11 protein-coding genes are annotated in these 14,562 nt (G+C 70.8%); 6 read left to right on the top strand and 5 right to left on the bottom strand.

What is annotated here, in order from left to right:
* Positions 1–144: 144 nt before the first annotated feature.
* The gene (gene uvrA / locus AB0946_RS23565) at positions 145–3,171 is read right to left on the bottom strand and encodes an excinuclease ABC subunit UvrA (protein ID WP_366762610.1); all 3,027 of its coding nucleotides are present in this window, start codon (positions 3,169–3,171) and stop codon (positions 145–147) included.
* 224 nt (positions 3,172–3,395) lie between these two features.
* On the opposite strand from uvrA, the gene AB0946_RS23560 reads away from it, so the two are divergent.
* From AB0946_RS23560 to AB0946_RS23540, 5 genes are all read left to right on the top strand, one after another.
* The gene (locus AB0946_RS23560) at positions 3,396–4,082 is read left to right on the top strand and encodes a maleylpyruvate isomerase family mycothiol-dependent enzyme (protein WP_366762609.1); all 687 of its coding nucleotides are present in this window, start codon (positions 3,396–3,398) and stop codon (positions 4,080–4,082) included.
* Between the two features lie 73 nt (positions 4,083–4,155).
* Positions 4,156–4,812, top strand: coding sequence for an MBL fold metallo-hydrolase (locus tag AB0946_RS23555; RefSeq protein WP_366762608.1), 657 nt, complete (start codon positions 4,156–4,158; stop codon positions 4,810–4,812).
* A gap of 458 nt (positions 4,813–5,270) precedes the next feature.
* Positions 5,271–6,155, top strand: coding sequence for an ABC transporter substrate-binding protein (locus tag AB0946_RS23550; RefSeq protein ID WP_366762607.1), 885 nt, complete (start codon positions 5,271–5,273; stop codon positions 6,153–6,155).
* A complete protein-coding gene (locus AB0946_RS23545; RefSeq protein WP_366762606.1) occupies positions 6,152–7,087 on the top strand; it encodes an amino acid ABC transporter permease in 936 nt (311 codons plus the stop codon). Before AB0946_RS23550 ends, AB0946_RS23545 begins: the two co-directional genes overlap by 4 nt.
* Positions 7,088–7,166: 79 nt before the next feature.
* The gene (locus tag AB0946_RS23540) at positions 7,167–7,895 is read left to right on the top strand and encodes an amino acid ABC transporter ATP-binding protein (RefSeq protein WP_366762770.1); all 729 of its coding nucleotides are present in this window, start codon (positions 7,167–7,169) and stop codon (positions 7,893–7,895) included.
* 11 nt (positions 7,896–7,906) lie between these two features.
* Here AB0946_RS23540 and aroQ read toward each other — a convergent pair whose 3' ends face one another.
* Positions 7,907–8,380 (bottom strand): type II 3-dehydroquinate dehydratase, encoded by a 474-nt coding sequence (gene aroQ / locus AB0946_RS23535; RefSeq protein WP_366762605.1) that lies wholly within the window; start codon positions 8,378–8,380, stop codon positions 7,907–7,909.
* Between the two features lie 210 nt (positions 8,381–8,590).
* Between aroQ and AB0946_RS23530 the strand changes: the two genes are divergently transcribed.
* Entirely contained in the window at positions 8,591–9,862 is a 1,272-nt protein-coding gene (locus AB0946_RS23530) for an MFS transporter (protein ID WP_366762604.1), read from the top strand.
* 30 nt (positions 9,863–9,892) lie between these two features.
* Here AB0946_RS23530 and AB0946_RS23525 read toward each other — a convergent pair whose 3' ends face one another.
* The 3 genes from AB0946_RS23525 to AB0946_RS23515 form a co-directional block, all read right to left on the bottom strand.
* A complete protein-coding gene (locus AB0946_RS23525; protein WP_366762603.1) occupies positions 9,893–10,993 on the bottom strand; it encodes an ionic transporter y4hA in 1,101 nt (366 codons plus the stop codon).
* A gap of 286 nt (positions 10,994–11,279) precedes the next feature.
* Entirely contained in the window at positions 11,280–12,281 is a 1,002-nt protein-coding gene (locus AB0946_RS23520; RefSeq protein WP_366762602.1) for a TerC family protein, read from the bottom strand.
* A 225-nt stretch (positions 12,282–12,506) separates the two neighbouring features.
* Positions 12,507–14,534: a TerD family protein gene (locus tag AB0946_RS23515; RefSeq protein WP_366762601.1), complete on the bottom strand. Its 2,028-nt coding sequence runs from the start codon at positions 14,532–14,534 to the stop codon at positions 12,507–12,509.
* Positions 14,535–14,562: the final 28 nt, after the last annotated feature.

The raw sequence follows: 14,562 nt of genomic DNA, 5'->3' as shown, positions 1-14,562 counted from the left end.
TGTGCTGTTGACAAGGTACGGCCGGGCCTGCGGTGTGGCGGGGGTCTGCCGACCGCCGGACCGGGCTGGCTGATGGTGGAACGAACGGTGCCCCGCGGGAAGTTCCCGCGGGGCACCGGACTTTTGATGGCGTGTCAGAACAGGTCAGGCCTTGCGGGCCCGTGTCGTCTTCTTCGCCGGCGTCGCCTTCTTCGTGGCCGTGGCCGCCTTCCTGGTCGCGGTGCCGTCGGCCTTGGCCGTCACCGTCCTCCTCGTCGACGACTTGGCCGCGGCGGTCCTCCGCGCCGTACCGCCCCGCTGGGCCTTCACCGGCTCGGCGTCACTGATCCGGTCGGCGCCGAGGATCTCGCGCAGGAACTTGCCCGTGTGGCTCGCCGGAACCCCGGCGACCTCCTCGGGCGTGCCCTCGGCGACCACCAGACCACCGCCGGCACCGCCCTCCGGGCCCATGTCCACGATCCAGTCGGCGGTCTTGATCACGTCGAGGTTGTGCTCGATGACGATGACCGTGTTGCCCTTGTCGACCAGTCCTCCGAGCACCGTCAGCAGCTTGCTGATGTCCTCGAAGTGCAGGCCCGTGGTCGGCTCGTCCAGGACGTAGACCGTGCGTCCGGTGGACCGCTTCTGCAGTTCGCTGGCAAGCTTGACGCGCTGCGCCTCGCCACCGGAGAGTGTGGTGGCGGCCTGGCCGAGGCGGACGTAACCGAGACCGACGTCGTTCAGCGTCCGGAGGTGACGGGAGATCGCCGGGACCGCCTCGAAGAAGTGCATGGCCTCCTCGATCGGCATGTTCAGCACCTCGGCGATGGACTTGCCCTTGTAGTGGACCTCCAGGGTCTCCCGGTTGTACCGGGCGCCATGGCAGACCTCACACGGGACGTAGACGTCCGGGAGGAAGTTCATCTCGATCTTGATGGTGCCGTCGCCCGCGCAGTTCTCGCAGCGGCCGCCCTTGACGTTGAAGGAGAAGCGGCCGGGCAGGTAGCCCCGGACCTTCGCCTCGGTGGTCTCGGCGAACAGCTTGCGGATGTGGTCGAAGACGCCTGTGTACGTCGCCGGGTTGGACCGCGGGGTGCGCCCGATCGGTGACTGGTCGACGTGCACGACCTTGTCGACCTGGTCGTCGCCGTCCACGCGTGTGTGCCGTCCGGGGACGGTCCGGGCGCCGTTCAGCTCGCGCGCCAGGTGCGTGTAGAGGATGTCGTTGACCAGGGTCGACTTGCCGGACCCGGAGACACCGGTGACGGCCGTGAAGACTCCCAGCGGGAAGGACACGTCGATGTCCTGGAGGTTGTTCTCACGGGCGCCGTGCACGGTGAGCTGCCGGGACGGGTCGCGGGGGCGCCGTACGTCCGGGAGCGGGATCGACTTGCGGCCCGAGAGGTACGCGCCGGTCTGCGACTCGGTGTTGGCGAGCAGCTCCTTCAGGGAACCGCTGTGCACGACCTTGCCGCCGTGCTCACCGGCGCCGGGGCCGATGTCCACGATCCAGTCGGCGACCTTGATGGTGTCCTCGTCGTGCTCCACCACGATGAGCGTGTTGCCCATGTCGCGCAGACGGACCAGGGTCTCGATCAGACGGTGGTTGTCCCGCTGGTGCAGGCCGATGGACGGCTCGTCCAGGACGTAGAGCACGCCGACGAGGCCGGAGCCGATCTGGGTGGCGAGGCGGATGCGCTGGGCCTCGCCGCCGGAGAGCGTGCCGGCCGCCCGGTTGAGCGAGAGGTAGTCCAGGCCGACGTCGACCAGGAAGCGGAGCCGCTCGTTGACCTCCTTCAGGACCCGCTCGGCGATCTTCTTGTCGCGGGCGTTCAGCTTCAGCTCGCCCAGGAAGTCCGCGCAGTCGCTGATCGACATCGCGGAGACCTCGGCGATCGACTTCCCCATGATCGTGACGGCGAGGACGATCGGCTTCAGACGCGTGCCCTCACACGAGGGGCAGGGCACCTCGCGCATGTAGCCCTCGAAGCGCTCGCGGCTGGCGTCGCTCTCGGCCTCGCTGTGGCGGCGCTTGACGAAGGGCACCGCGCCCTCGAAGGGGGTCGTGTAGACCCGCTCGCGGCCGTACCGGTTGCGGTAGCGCACCTCGATCTGGGTCTTGTGGCCGTAGAGCAGGGCCTTCTTGGCCCGCTGGGGCAGGCCCGCGAAGGGGATGTCCGTGCGGAAGCCCAGAGCGTCCGCGAGGGCACCGATCAGGCGGCCGAAGTAGTCCTTGGTGTGGCCGTGCGACCACGGGTGGATGGCGCCCTCGTCCAGGGACTTGTCCTCGTCCGGGACGATCAGCTCCGGGTCGACCTCCATGCGCGTACCGATGCCGGTGCACTCCGGGCAGGCGCCGAAGGGCGAGTTGAAGGAGAAGGAGCGCGGCTCGAGCTCCTCGAAGGACAGGTCGTCGTACGGGCAGTACAGGTGCTCCGAGAACATGCGCTCGCGCTCGGGGTCGTCCTCGGGGAGATCCACGAAGTCGAGCACGACCATGCCGCCGGACAGGCCGAGCGCGGTCTCCACGGAGTCGGTGAGGCGGCGCTTGGCGGAGTCCTTCACCGTGAGGCGGTCCACGACCACCTCGATGGTGTGCTTCTCCTGCTTCTTCAGGACCGGCGGCTCGGTCAGCTGGACGGTCTGGCCGTCCACGCGCGCGCGGGAGTAGCCCTTGGTCTGGAGGTCGGCGAAGAGGTCGACGAACTCGCCCTTGCGCTCGCGCACCAGCGGTGACAGCACCTGGAAGCGGCTTCCCTCCGGCAGCTCCAGGACCTTGTCCACGATGGCCTGCGGCGACTGGCGGGAGATCGGGCGGCCGCACTGGGGGCAGTGCGGCTTGCCGATGCGCGCGAAGAGCAGCCGAAGGTAGTCGTAGACCTCGGTGATCGTGCCGACCGTCGAGCGCGGATTGCGCGAGGTCGACTTCTGGTCGATGGAGACGGCCGGGGAGAGGCCCTCGATGAAGTCGACGTCGGGCTTGTCCATCTGGCCGAGGAACTGCCGTGCGTACGAGGAGAGCGACTCCACGTAACGACGCTGGCCCTCCGCGAAGATCGTGTCGAAGGCCAGGGAGGACTTGCCCGACCCGGACAGGCCCGTGAAGACGATGAGCGAGTCACGAGGCAGGTCGAGCGAGACATTCTTCAGGTTGTGCTCGCGCGCGCCACGGACGATGAGACGGTCGGCCACGCCGGTCCGCACCTTTCTTGAGAGAAGTGACAGGGGCGGGGCCCCCGTGCTTCTTCAGACTAGGGGGAGCCACTGACAACGCCGGTCGGATTGCCCGGTTGCATAACAACCCCCGACCCTCCAGCATGCCCGACGCCGCTATCGACCATATAGCACGTGCATTCGATTCATGGGCGGCGTTCGTCACCTTCACCCGAAGGGGTGGCCGGACTAGGGTCGGCGTCATGATGGATCACGCTCATGACCTGGCCTGTGTACGGGAAGCGACGGATCGGCTCCTCAGCGCGGTCACCACCATGGACAACGCCTCACTCGCCAAGCCGTCACGGCTTCCGGGCTGGAGCCGCGGGCATGTCCTGGCTCACCTCGCCCGCAACGCGGACGCGCTCGTGAACGTCCTCCAGGGCCGTCCCATGTACGTGAGCGCCGAGGCGCGGGACGCCGACATCGAGCGGGACGCCCCGCGCCCCTTGGAGGTGCAGGCCGCCGACGTCCGGGAGAGCGCGGCCCGCTTCCAGGCGGCCGGGGCAGCGCCCGCGGACTGGACGCGCACGGTGGAGCTGCGCAACGGGGTCACCGACTCCGCCTCCCGGGTGCCGTTCCGCCGGTGGGTGGAGGTGGAGCTGCACCACGTCGACCTCGGGATCGGGTACGAGCTGGAGGATCTCCCGGCCGAGTTCCTGGAGCGGGAGACCGGCTTTCTCACCGAGCGGTTCTCCGGCTGTCCGGACATCCCCGCGACCCGTGTCACGGACGGCACGCGCGCGTGGACGACCGGGGGCGCGGCGGACGAGCCCGGGATCACGGTCACCGGCCGGCCGGCGGACCTGGTGGGCTGGCTCGCCGGGCGCCGCGACGGTACGGCGCTGGAAGTACGGGGCGGGGCGCTGCCGAAACTGCCTCCGCTGTAGGACGGGACCGGACGCACCGGGCGCGGCCCGACCCGGCCGTCCACCAGGACTGCCGCGCTATAGGCTGACCTTCATGACGTACTCCGGAGAGGTCAGGGTCGGCGGACCGGCGGATGTGCACGAGCTGAAAGACCTGATGATCACCAAGATCGCGGTCGGCCCGATGGACAACAACGCCTATCTGCTGCGCTGCCGGGCCACCGACGAGCAGCTCCTGATCGACGCCGCCAACGAGGCGGGGACGCTCCTCGGCATGATCGGTGACGACGGCATCGCGTCCGTCGTCACCACGCACCAGCACGGCGACCACTGGCAGGCGCTCGCCGAGGTCGTCGCGGCCACGGGCGCGCGTACGTACGCCGGCCGCGACGACGCCCCCGGCATCCCCGTGCCCACCGACGTCCTCGTCGACGACGGCGACGTCATCAGGGTGGGCCGTGTGGAGCTCACCGCACGCCATCTGGTCGGGCACACCCCCGGATCGATCGCGCTGGTCTACGACGATCCGCACGGCCATCCGCACGTCTTCACCGGCGACTGCCTCTTCCCCGGCGGTGTCGGCAACACGCGCAAGGACCCGAAGGCGTTCGCCAGCCTGATCCACGACGTGGAGACGAAGCTCTTCGACGTGCTGCCGGACGAGACGTGGGTCTATCCGGGGCACGGCAACGACACCACGCTGGGCGCGGAACGGCCGCATCTGCCGGAGTGGCACGCGCGCGGGTGGTGACCGGGGGCGCCGGCCGGCCCGTTCCGGCCGACCCGCGTCCCGATCAGCCCGCATTCCCGACCGGCTCACGTCCCAGGGCGCGCCCCGGCGCAACTTTCGTACGCGCGCCCAGGCACGGGAGCTCAGCACGAGCCGAGCATGCGCCGTGCACGCGCCCGGCGTGCGCGACCCCTTCGCGCGCCCCGTGTGAACCTTTCGCACGCACCGGACCCCCGTGCGCACTCCCGGAGACCGGCCGACCGCAGTCAACTGGTAGGGCCCCGCGCAGGACGACGGCTCCTGGGCGGTAGGGGCCGCCGGTCTACAACCCCGCCCTCGGCCGGCGGCCCGGGCTCATCCCGCACGCGCGTGTGCACTGCGGGCAGCCGCGTTCACACGGCTGCAACACCCGTTCCCAGCATGCGGACATCCACCGCCGTGACCTGGACAGACGCCGCGTTCGCTGCCAGTCTCCCGCCATGCATCCTGCCCCTCGCGCCCTGCGCCGCGCGGTCGCCGCCGTCACCGTAGCCCTGCTCGCCACCGCCGTCGGCTGCGCTCCGCAGCCCGAGGAGAAGGCGTCGGCCGCCCCGTCCGGGTCGGCCGCGAAGAGCTGCGCCAAGGGCGCGCTCGCCACCAAGACGGCCGGGAAGCTGACGATCGCGACGGACGAACCGGCGTACGAGCCCTGGTTCAAGGACGACAAGCCCGCCAACGGCAAGGGGTTCGAGTCGGCCGTCGCCTACGCCGTGGCGAAGCGACTGGGGTACGACAAGAGCGCGGTCGTCTGGCAGAGCGTGCCCTTCAACAAGGCGTTCGCGCCCGGGGTGAAGACGTTCGACTTCGACATCAACCAGGTCTCGATCAGCGCCGAGCGCAAGAAGGCCGTGGACTTCTCCTCCGGTTACTACGACGTGCGCCAGGCGGTCATCGCCCTGAAGGGCGGCAAGGCCGCCGGGGCGAAGAGCATCGCGGACCTCAGGAAGCTGAAGCTGGGCGCGCAGGTCGGCACAACGAGCCTCGACTACATCACCGACGTCGTGAAGCCGGCCCAGGACGCGGCCGTCTACGCCAAGAACGACCAGGCGAAGTCCGCGCTGAAGAACGGCCAGGTCGACGCCATCGTCACGGACCTGCCGACCGCGTTCTACATCACGGCCGCCGAGGTGACGAACGCCAAGATCGTCGGCCAGTTCGAGAACCAGACCGGCACACCCGAGCAGTTCGGGCTCGTCCTGGACAAGGGCAGTGCGCTGACCTCCTGCGTGAGCGGCGCCGTCGACGCCCTCCGCAAGGACGGCACGCTGGCCGGGATCGAGAAGCAGTGGCTCTCGGACGCCGTCGACGCCCCGGTGCTCAAGTGACGGTCACCAAGGGAGAGTCGGCCCGGGAAGGGGCGGACGACGAGGGGGACATGAGCGGCGGCACCGGTGACGGTGTCCCGGACGACGGCTACGCGCCCTCCGAGCGGCGTCTGGCGCGCGAGCGCTACAGACGCACGCGTGCCCGACGCGCCACGGCCGTCGCGGCCCTCTCCACGCTCGTCACGGCCGCCCTGCTCTACCTGGTCGTCGTCAACGCGCCGGGCTGGCCGCGCACCAAGGAGACCTTCTTCAGCGCGCACTACGCGCGCGAGGCGTTGCCGAAGGTCCTCGAAGGGCTGTGGCTGAACGTCCGCCTGCTGCTGATCTGCGGCGTCGCCGTCCTGGTCCTGGGCATGCTGATCGCCGTCGCGCGGACCCTGCGCGGTCCGGTCTTCTTCCCGCTGCGGGTGCTGGCGGCGGCCTACACCGACTTCTTCCGCGGCCTGCCGCTGATCATCAACCTGATGATCGTGGTCCTGGGGGTGCCGGCGCTGCGGTTGCAGGGCGTGACGGTCGATCCGGTGCTGCTCGGCGGTACGGCCCTGACGCTGACGTACTCGGCGTACGTGGCGGAGGTGTTCCGGGCCGGCATCGAGTCGATCCACCCCTCACAGCGTGCCGCGGCGCGTTCGCTCGGGCTCACCAACCGGCAGGCCCTGCGCCACGTCGTCCTGCCGCAGGCGGTGCGCCGCCAGGTGCCGCCGCTGCTCAACGACCTGGTGTCGTTGCAGAAGGACACCGGCCTGGTGTCCATCGGGGGCGCGGTGGACGCCGTGCGGGCGGCCGACATCATCGTGGGCCGCAGTCTGAACTACACGCCGTACATCGTCGCGGGGCTGGTGTTCGTGGCGCTGACGATTCCGATGACCCGGTTCACGGACTGGGTGACGGCCCGGATGGACCGGCGGCGGGCCCAGGGAGGGTCCCTGTGAAGACCCGGGAAGGAGTGCTGTGAGCACGCCCGAGAACACGCCTGAGACCACGGCCGTGAGCGGCACGCCGGTGCTGCGGATGGAGTCGGTCCGCAAGACCTTCGGCGGCTCGGTCGTCCTGCGGGACGTCGCTCTGGAGGTCGCCCCGCACACGGTGACCGCCCTGATCGGCGCCTCCGGCTCGGGCAAGTCCACACTGCTGCGCTGCGCCAACCTGCTGGAGGAGATCGACGACGGCGCCATCTGGCTGGACGGCGAGGAGATCACCGACCCGCGCGTGGACCAGGACGCGGTACGGCGCCGGATCGGCGTCGTCTTCCAGGCGTACAACCTCTTCCCGCACATGACGGTGCTGGACAACATCACGCTCGCGCCGCGCCGGGTGCACGGCGTCCCTCGTACCGAGGCCGAGGAACGGGCCAGGGGGCTGCTGGAGCGCCTGGGGCTGGGCGGCAAGGCCGACGCCTACCCGGACCGGCTCAGCGGCGGTCAGCAGCAGCGCGTGGCGATCGTACGGGCCCTCGCGGTGCGGCCCCGGCTGTTGCTGCTGGACGAGATCACGGCCGCGCTCGACCCCGAGCTGGTGGGCGAGGTACTGGACGTGGTGCGCGGCCTGAAGGACGAGGGCATGACCATGGTGCTGGCCACGCACGAGATGGGCTTCGCGCGGGACGTCGCGGACCAGGTGTGCTTCCTGGACGGCGGGGTCGTGCTGGAGCGCGGCACCGCCGAGCAGGTCTTCGGCGCCCCGCGGCAGGAGCGCACACGGCGTTTCCTGCGGCGGATCGTGGAGGCGGGCAGGCTGTAGTACCGCGCGGGTCACGCGTCCGCTCGTGCCGCCCCGACCAGCGCCGCGACCCGCTCCACGCCGAACGCATAGCCCTGCACTCCGCATCCCGCGATCACACCGTCGGCGCGCAGCGAGACGTAGGAGTGGTGCCGGAACGATTCCCGCCGGTGGATGTTGGAGATGTGCACTTCCAGCACGGGCATGCCGTCACAGGTGTTGAGCGCGTCCAGGATGGCGACCGACGTGTGCGAGTAGGCGCCGGGGTTGATGACGATCCCGCAGTGGCTCAGCCGCGCCTCGTGGATCCAGTCGACCAGCTCGCCCTCGTGGTTGGACTGCCGGAAGTCGACCGTGCCGCCGTGCGCGGCCGCCGCCTTGGCGCACAGCGCCTCCACGTCGGCCAGCGTCTCGTGGCCGTAGATCTCGGGCTGGCGCTGGCCGAGGAGGTTCAGGTTGGGCCCGTTGAGGATCATGATCGGGGCGTTGGCCAGGGTGCGGGGCACGGTTCCTCCGGTCCGTTCGGGGCGGTCCGTCCACGACCGCTGCTCGCACCCGGTGTATCACGCCGGTCGGCGCGGAAAGCGGGCCCCGTGCGCCGGTCGCCGCGGCGCGCACCCAGGCCCCGTGATCACCTCCGCGCGCCCCCGTAACCCATGGTCACTGTGGGTAGTTGACGCGGCATGCACGATGTACGCACCGTAAGAGCCCCGTCCATGCCACGGCTCGCCGCCGCCTCGCTCGCCGGGACCGCGATCGAGTTCTACGACTTCTTCGTCTACGGGACCGCGGCGGCCCTGGTGCTGGGGCCGCTGTTCTTCCCGACGTTCTCGCCGGTCGCCGGGACGCTCGCGGCCTTCGGGACGTTCGGGGTGGGGTTCGTGGCCCGGCCGCTCGGATCGGTGATCTTCGGGCACCTCGGGGACCGGCGCGGCCGGCGTCCGGTGCTCGTCGTCTCGCTGCTGCTCACCGGCGCCTCGACGGTCGCGGTCGGCTGCGTGCCGTCCTACGGCACCATCGGCGTGGCCGCGCCCGTGCTGTTGCTCGTGCTGCGTTTCCTGCAGGGGCTGGGGCTCGGCGGTGAGTGGGGCGGGGCGGTACTGCTGACCGCCGAACACGCTCCCGCCGGACGGCGTGCCCTGTGGTCGAGCTTCCCCCAGATCGGGCCGGCGCTCGGCTTCGTCCTGGCCAACGGGGTGGTGCTCGCGCTGTCGGCGGGGCTGTCCGACGCGGAGTTCGCCCGGTGGGGCTGGCGCGTGCCGTTCTGGGCGGCCGGCGCCCTCGCCCTGGCCGGCCTGTGGCTGCGCTCCTCCCTCAGGGAGAGTCCACGCTTCCTGGAGATCGACGACCACGCGCGCGTGCCGCTCGTGGAGGTCGTACGGCACCACGGGCGGCTGGTGCTGCTGACGGCCGGCGCGCTCGCGGTCGGTTACGCGGTCTTCTACGCGGTGACGACCTGGTCGCTGGCGTACGCGACGGAACGGCTCGGCGTGAGCCGTACGGTCATGCTGGTGTGCGTCATGGGCGCGGTGCTGGTGAAGGGCGCCTGCACGCCGGTCGTGGCGCTGCTCGGCGACCGGTACGGGCGCCGGCCGCTGTGCCTGACGGGGTGCACGGCCTGCGTCCTGTGGATGCTCCCGATGGTCGCCCTCCTGGCGACCGGCGAGCCGCTGCTGATGTTCGTCGCCATCCTGGGCGCCCTGCTCGCCTTCGTCACCATGTTCGCGGTGATCGCCGCGTACCTGCCGGAACTGTACGAGGCCCGGGTGCGGTGCACGGGCGCCGCCGTGGGCTACAACCTCGGCGGGGTCTTCGGCGGCGCACTCACCCCGATCGTGGCCACGGCGCTCGCTGAGCGGGGCGGGCGGATTCCCTGGGGCGTGGGGGCCTATCTGACGGGTATCGCGCTGATCAGCCTGGTCTGTTTCGCCTTGCTGCCGGAGACGCGGCCGGTGCCCGTGCCGGCCGTCGAGCCGGTCACGGGCTGACCGGACGCGCCGGGGCCGCCTCCGTTCCCGCTACGGGTTGATCGCCAGTTCCAGGTAGGCGGCGAACAGCACCAGGTGCACGCCTCCCTGGAGGGGTGTGGCCCGGCCCGGCACCACGGTCAGGGAACTGACCACCACGGTCAGCGCGAGCAGCAGCATGTGGGTCGCGCCGAGGCCCAGGACGAGCGGCCCGCGCAGCCACACGGACGCGAGCGCCACGGCCGGGATGGTCAGGCCGATGCTGGCCATCGCGGAGCCGAGCGCCAGGTTGAGGCTGGTCTGCACCCGGTCGCGGCGAGCGGAGCGCAGCGCGGCGATGGTTTCGGGCAGCAGGACGAGCAAGGCGATGATCACACCGACGACGGCGTGATGCAGGCCCGCCGCGGCCACGCCCGACTCGATCGTGGGGGACACGCCCTTGGCCAGACCGACCACGCCGATCAGCGCCAGCCCGAGCAGGCCGAGGCTGGTCCAGGCGGTGCGCGCGGACGGGGGCCGGGCATGGTCCTCGGCGGTGATGACCTCGCCCTGCCGGGTGATGGGCAGGAAGTAGTCGCGGTGGCGCACGGTCTGGGTGGCCACGAACAGCCCGTAGAGGATCAGTGAGGACAGCGCTGCGAAGGTCAGCTGGATGGTGGAGAACTCTGGTCCGGGCTTGCTGGTGGTGAAGGTCGGCAGCACCAGGCTGAGTGTGGCCAGAGTCGCCACGGTCGCCAGCGCCGCGCCGGTGCCCTCGGGGTTGAAGACGGCTGTGCCGTGCCGCAGGGACGCGACGAGCAGGCAGATCCCGACGACGCCGTTGCAGGTGATCATCACCGCGGCGAAGACGGTGTCCCGGGCCAGGGTGGCACTTTTGTCGCCGCCGTCGGCCATGAGGGTGACGATCAAGGCCACCTCGATGATCGTGACGGCGATGGCGAGCACGAGGGAACCGAAGGGCTCGCCGACCCGGTGGGCGACCACCTCGGCGTGGTGCACGGCCGCAAGGACGGCACCGGCGAGAACGAGGGTCACCAGGCCGACGACCGCGCCGGGCAGGCCCCGGCCCCAGGTGAAGACCAGCAGGACGACCGCGAGCACCGGCACGAGGATCGTCCATTGTCGGGTGAGCGACCGGAGCCGAGTGATCATGCGGCGATGGTCGCAGAGGCGTACAAGATTCGCATTCCGTTCTTTCCGGATACCTCTCATCCTTTCCGGTGCGGGGCCCGGTGCCGGTGGGACCGGGCCTCCGCCTCGCTGTGGGCTGCCGAGGGGCGACAGGACCCCGCGGTGGGGCGACGGGAACCCGCGAAGGGGCGACAGCGACCCCGGAGGGCTGAGAGGCCTCGCCGGGGGCTCATGCTCCCCCGGCGAGAACCGACGCCCCCGTTCGCTGTGCGGCTATGCGGGATCGTGGGCGTCCGCCACACCCGGGTCAGACATCGACGCTGCTCTTGCGAGCACCCTCGCCGTCGGCGTGCGCCCCCTCGACGGCCGCCTGCTTCCTGGAGGCCAGCAGGCTGGTGACCGTGGTGACGGCCAGGACCGCGCAGATCACGCCGAGCGAGACCGGGATGCTGATCTCGGGCACGTGGACACCTGACTCGTGCAGGGCGTGCAGCACCAGCTTGACGCCGATGAAGCCGAGGATGATCGACAGTCCGTACGAGAGATGGACCAGCTTCCTGAGCAGCCCGCCGATGAGGAAGTACAGCTGACGCAGACCCATCAGGGCGAACGCGTTCGCGGTGAAGACGATGTACGGGTCCTGCGTGAGGCCGAAGATCGCGGGGATGGAGTCCAGGGCGAACAGCACGTCCGTGGTGCCGATGGCGAGCATCACGACCAGCATCGGGGTCATGACGCGCTTGCCGTTCTGCCGGATCCACAGCTTGGTGCCGTGGTACCGGTCGGCCACGCCGAACTTGCGCTCCGCGGCCTTCAGCAGCTTGTTCTCCTCGAACTCCTCGTCGGCCTCGTCCGTACGGGCCTCCTGGATGAGCTTCCAGGCGGTCCAGATCAGGAAGGCGCCGAAGAGGTAGAACACCCAGGAGAAGCTGGCGAGGATCGCGGCGCCGGCGGCGATGAAGACGGCCCGCAGGACCAGGGCTATGAGGACGCCGACGAGCAGGACGCGCTGCTGGTACTGCGCGGGCACCGCGAACTTCGCCATGATCAGGACGAAGACGAAGAGGTTGTCGACGCTCAGCGACTTCTCGGTGATGAAGCCCGCGAAGAACTCACCGGCCGGCTGCCCGCCGCCGAAGACGAGGAGACCGAGACCGAAGAGACCGGCCAGGGCGATCCAGACGGCTGTCCAGATGCCCGCTTCCTTGATCGACACCTCGTGCGGCTTGCGACCGATGAAGAAGTCGACCGAGATCAGGGCGGCGAGACCCGCGATGGTGAGGGCCCACAGGCCCATGGAGACTTCCATTGCACCTCCGGCATTACGTGACTACGGCAAACACATCAGCGTTGTCGCTGCCGGAGGTCTCTTCCACCCGTGATGGGCCGGCGCCCCGGGACCGGACCGGTCCGTACTGACGGGTGCGCCGCAGTCAGGGAGTACTCCCCTCCGTACGGAAGACTGTACCCCAATCACCAAGGAAAGGTAAAGTGATAGGTAAAGAAAACACCAAGTTAGCAGGTCAGATGGATTTTACCAGCGCTTGGCACGTGCTCTGACGACCTCGGTGAGCACGTCGTGCAGGATCTCGTCGGCGGCCGGGGCCGGTGAGGGTTCGTAGGTCCACGCGTGACCGATCCAGGGATCGGCGAGGTGGTCGTCGGGCAGCGGGGTGAGTCGCAGCAGCGAACGCCACAGGGGATCGAGCAGGGGGCCGTACGCGGTGGCCTCCTCACGGTCGGCGACGAGCAGGAGGTGGACGCCCACGGCCGGGCCCTCGTCGGCGAGGTAGCGCAGCCGGGTCACCGAACGGTCGTCGAACCCGTGCGGGAAGTCGTTGACGATCAGGAGCTGCTGGGCGATGTCCACATCCGACGGCAGCGACTCGGCCGCCCCGCCGCGCACCGCCATCTGCACCAGGTCGACACGCCGGGTGAGCCCCTCCAGTGTCTGTGCGACACCCGCCGCCCCGGTCGCGGGCGGCGCCGCCAGAGCCCCGGTCCGCGTCAGCGGCAGCAGCGCACGGGCCCCGGCACCGGCAGGGTCGAGGACGCGCACGGCGAACTCGCCGGCCGGGTGTACGGCGAGCAGACGCGCCGCGAGAGCGACGGCCACGGACATGGCCAGGTTCCGCAGCTCGGCGGAGTCCGTGAGGTGAGCGGCGCCGCCCGCGGACGGACCGCTGTCGATCCACAGACCCCTCTCCAGAGGCAGTCTGACCAGCAGGGGAATGCGCAGGAGCGCGCTGTCGGGCAGGTGCAGATCGCCGAGCCGCAGCGCCATCGGCGGCTCGGCGGGGACCCGGTAGGCGTGCCAGACGGGGCTGTCCCAGCGGGCGCAGGCGGGCGGGAGCGCGGGCTCGACCACCTCCGCCTCGGCGACGAGCTGGGCGAGGTCGCGATCGAAGGCCGCCCGTACCTGGCCGGCCAGCTGGGTCCTGCGGGCGTGCGCCGCCTCACGCGCGGCACCACCCCCCGTGCCGAGTCGCGTGCGGGGGTCGGCGAGGGCCTGGTCCAGCTCCTTCTCCAGGCGGGAGTCGGCGAAGTCGATGGCGCTCCGGTAGGCGGCCGTGGTGCGGGCGAGGTCCTCGAACATGCCCCAGACCTGGTTGTACAGCCGTTCCTCCATCGACCAGCCCACGGCGTCTCCGGCTACGGGCCGGGCGGGCTCTCCGTCGGCGACCGAGGAGACCGGGGGCGGGGACGCAAGGGCGCGGCTGCGGCGCGGGTGTGTGTAGTCGACCGGGCCGCCGGGCTCGTCCGGATCGGGGCCGCCATCCCCGTCGGGGGTCTGCGGGTCGTACGGACGCGGCGGCCTCGCCGGCCCCGATGCGGACGACTCGGACGCGGCGGCGGGCTCAGAAGCCGCCGCGGGCTGAGAAGCGGTGGGGGGCTGAGAGGTGGCGGGCTGAGAGGCGGACGCCTGTCGACGGGTGGACGAGGTCTGCGGCGCCGAAGCGGAGGTGGTCCGGGGACCGGGGTCGGTCGGCGGCACCGATGCCGTACCGGGCAGGGACCGGCCCGCCGCCTGCTGGATGGCCGTCGCGAGGTCGTCCGCGTCGGGCAGTCCCCGGTCGGCGAGGAGCGCGGGGAGGCCGCTCGCATAGCCCTGCCCCATCGCGCGCACTTTCCAGGCACCCTGCCTGCGGTACAGCTCCAGGGCGATCACGGCCGTCTCGGTGTGCAGGCCGGTGAGGGCGTAACAGGCCAGTTCGGTGCCGTCGGGTCCGCTCACCGTGGTGTGCGGCGCCGGGACGGCACCGAAGCCGAGGGGGCCTGCCGTGCCGGTCGGCAGGGCGAGGAACACATCGACGCGGTGCACGGCCTCGGGCAGGGCGTCCAGGTCGACGGCCAGGCGGTGCCCGGCGGCGGCCTGCCGGGGCACCTCGACGCCCGGCAGGACGGGGGCGCCGGAGTGGGCCACCCACTGGGGGCCGTGCACCGTGCCGTGCTCGTCGCCGAGTGTGAGGCCGGCCACGACCGGTACCCCGGCCGAGATCCGGATCTCCAGCCGGACATGGGACAGCGGGTGGTTCTGCCCCCGCACCAGCTCTGCCCCCATCGCCGCCACCCCCCCTGCTGACGACGGG

The organism is Streptomyces sp. NPDC046870, assembly GCF_040704595.1.
GTDB lineage: Bacteria > Actinomycetota > Actinomycetes > Streptomycetales > Streptomycetaceae > Streptomyces > Streptomyces argyrophylli.
This window is presented reverse-complemented; position numbering and strand designations above follow the sequence as displayed.

Excerpts from the sequence above, each read along its gene's own strand:
- AB0946_RS23550 (WP_366762607.1), top strand. The coding sequence starts at position 5,271 with ATGCATCCTGCCCCTCGCGCCCTGCGCCGCGCGGTCGCCGCCGTCACC.
- AB0946_RS23520 (WP_366762602.1), bottom strand. The coding sequence starts at position 12,281 with ATGGAAGTCTCCATGGGCCTGTGGGCCCTCACCATCGCGGGTCTCGCC.
- AB0946_RS23525 (WP_366762603.1), bottom strand. The coding sequence starts at position 10,993 with ATGATCACTCGGCTCCGGTCGCTCACCCGACAATGGACGATCCTCGTG.
- AB0946_RS23555 (WP_366762608.1), top strand. The coding sequence starts at position 4,156 with ATGACGTACTCCGGAGAGGTCAGGGTCGGCGGACCGGCGGATGTGCAC.
- AB0946_RS23560 (WP_366762609.1), top strand. The coding sequence starts at position 3,396 with ATGATGGATCACGCTCATGACCTGGCCTGTGTACGGGAAGCGACGGAT.
- AB0946_RS23540 (WP_366762770.1), top strand. The coding sequence starts at position 7,167 with ATGGAGTCGGTCCGCAAGACCTTCGGCGGCTCGGTCGTCCTGCGGGAC.
- AB0946_RS23530 (WP_366762604.1), top strand. The coding sequence starts at position 8,591 with ATGCCACGGCTCGCCGCCGCCTCGCTCGCCGGGACCGCGATCGAGTTC.
- AB0946_RS23515 (WP_366762601.1), bottom strand. The coding sequence starts at position 14,534 with ATGGGGGCAGAGCTGGTGCGGGGGCAGAACCACCCGCTGTCCCATGTC.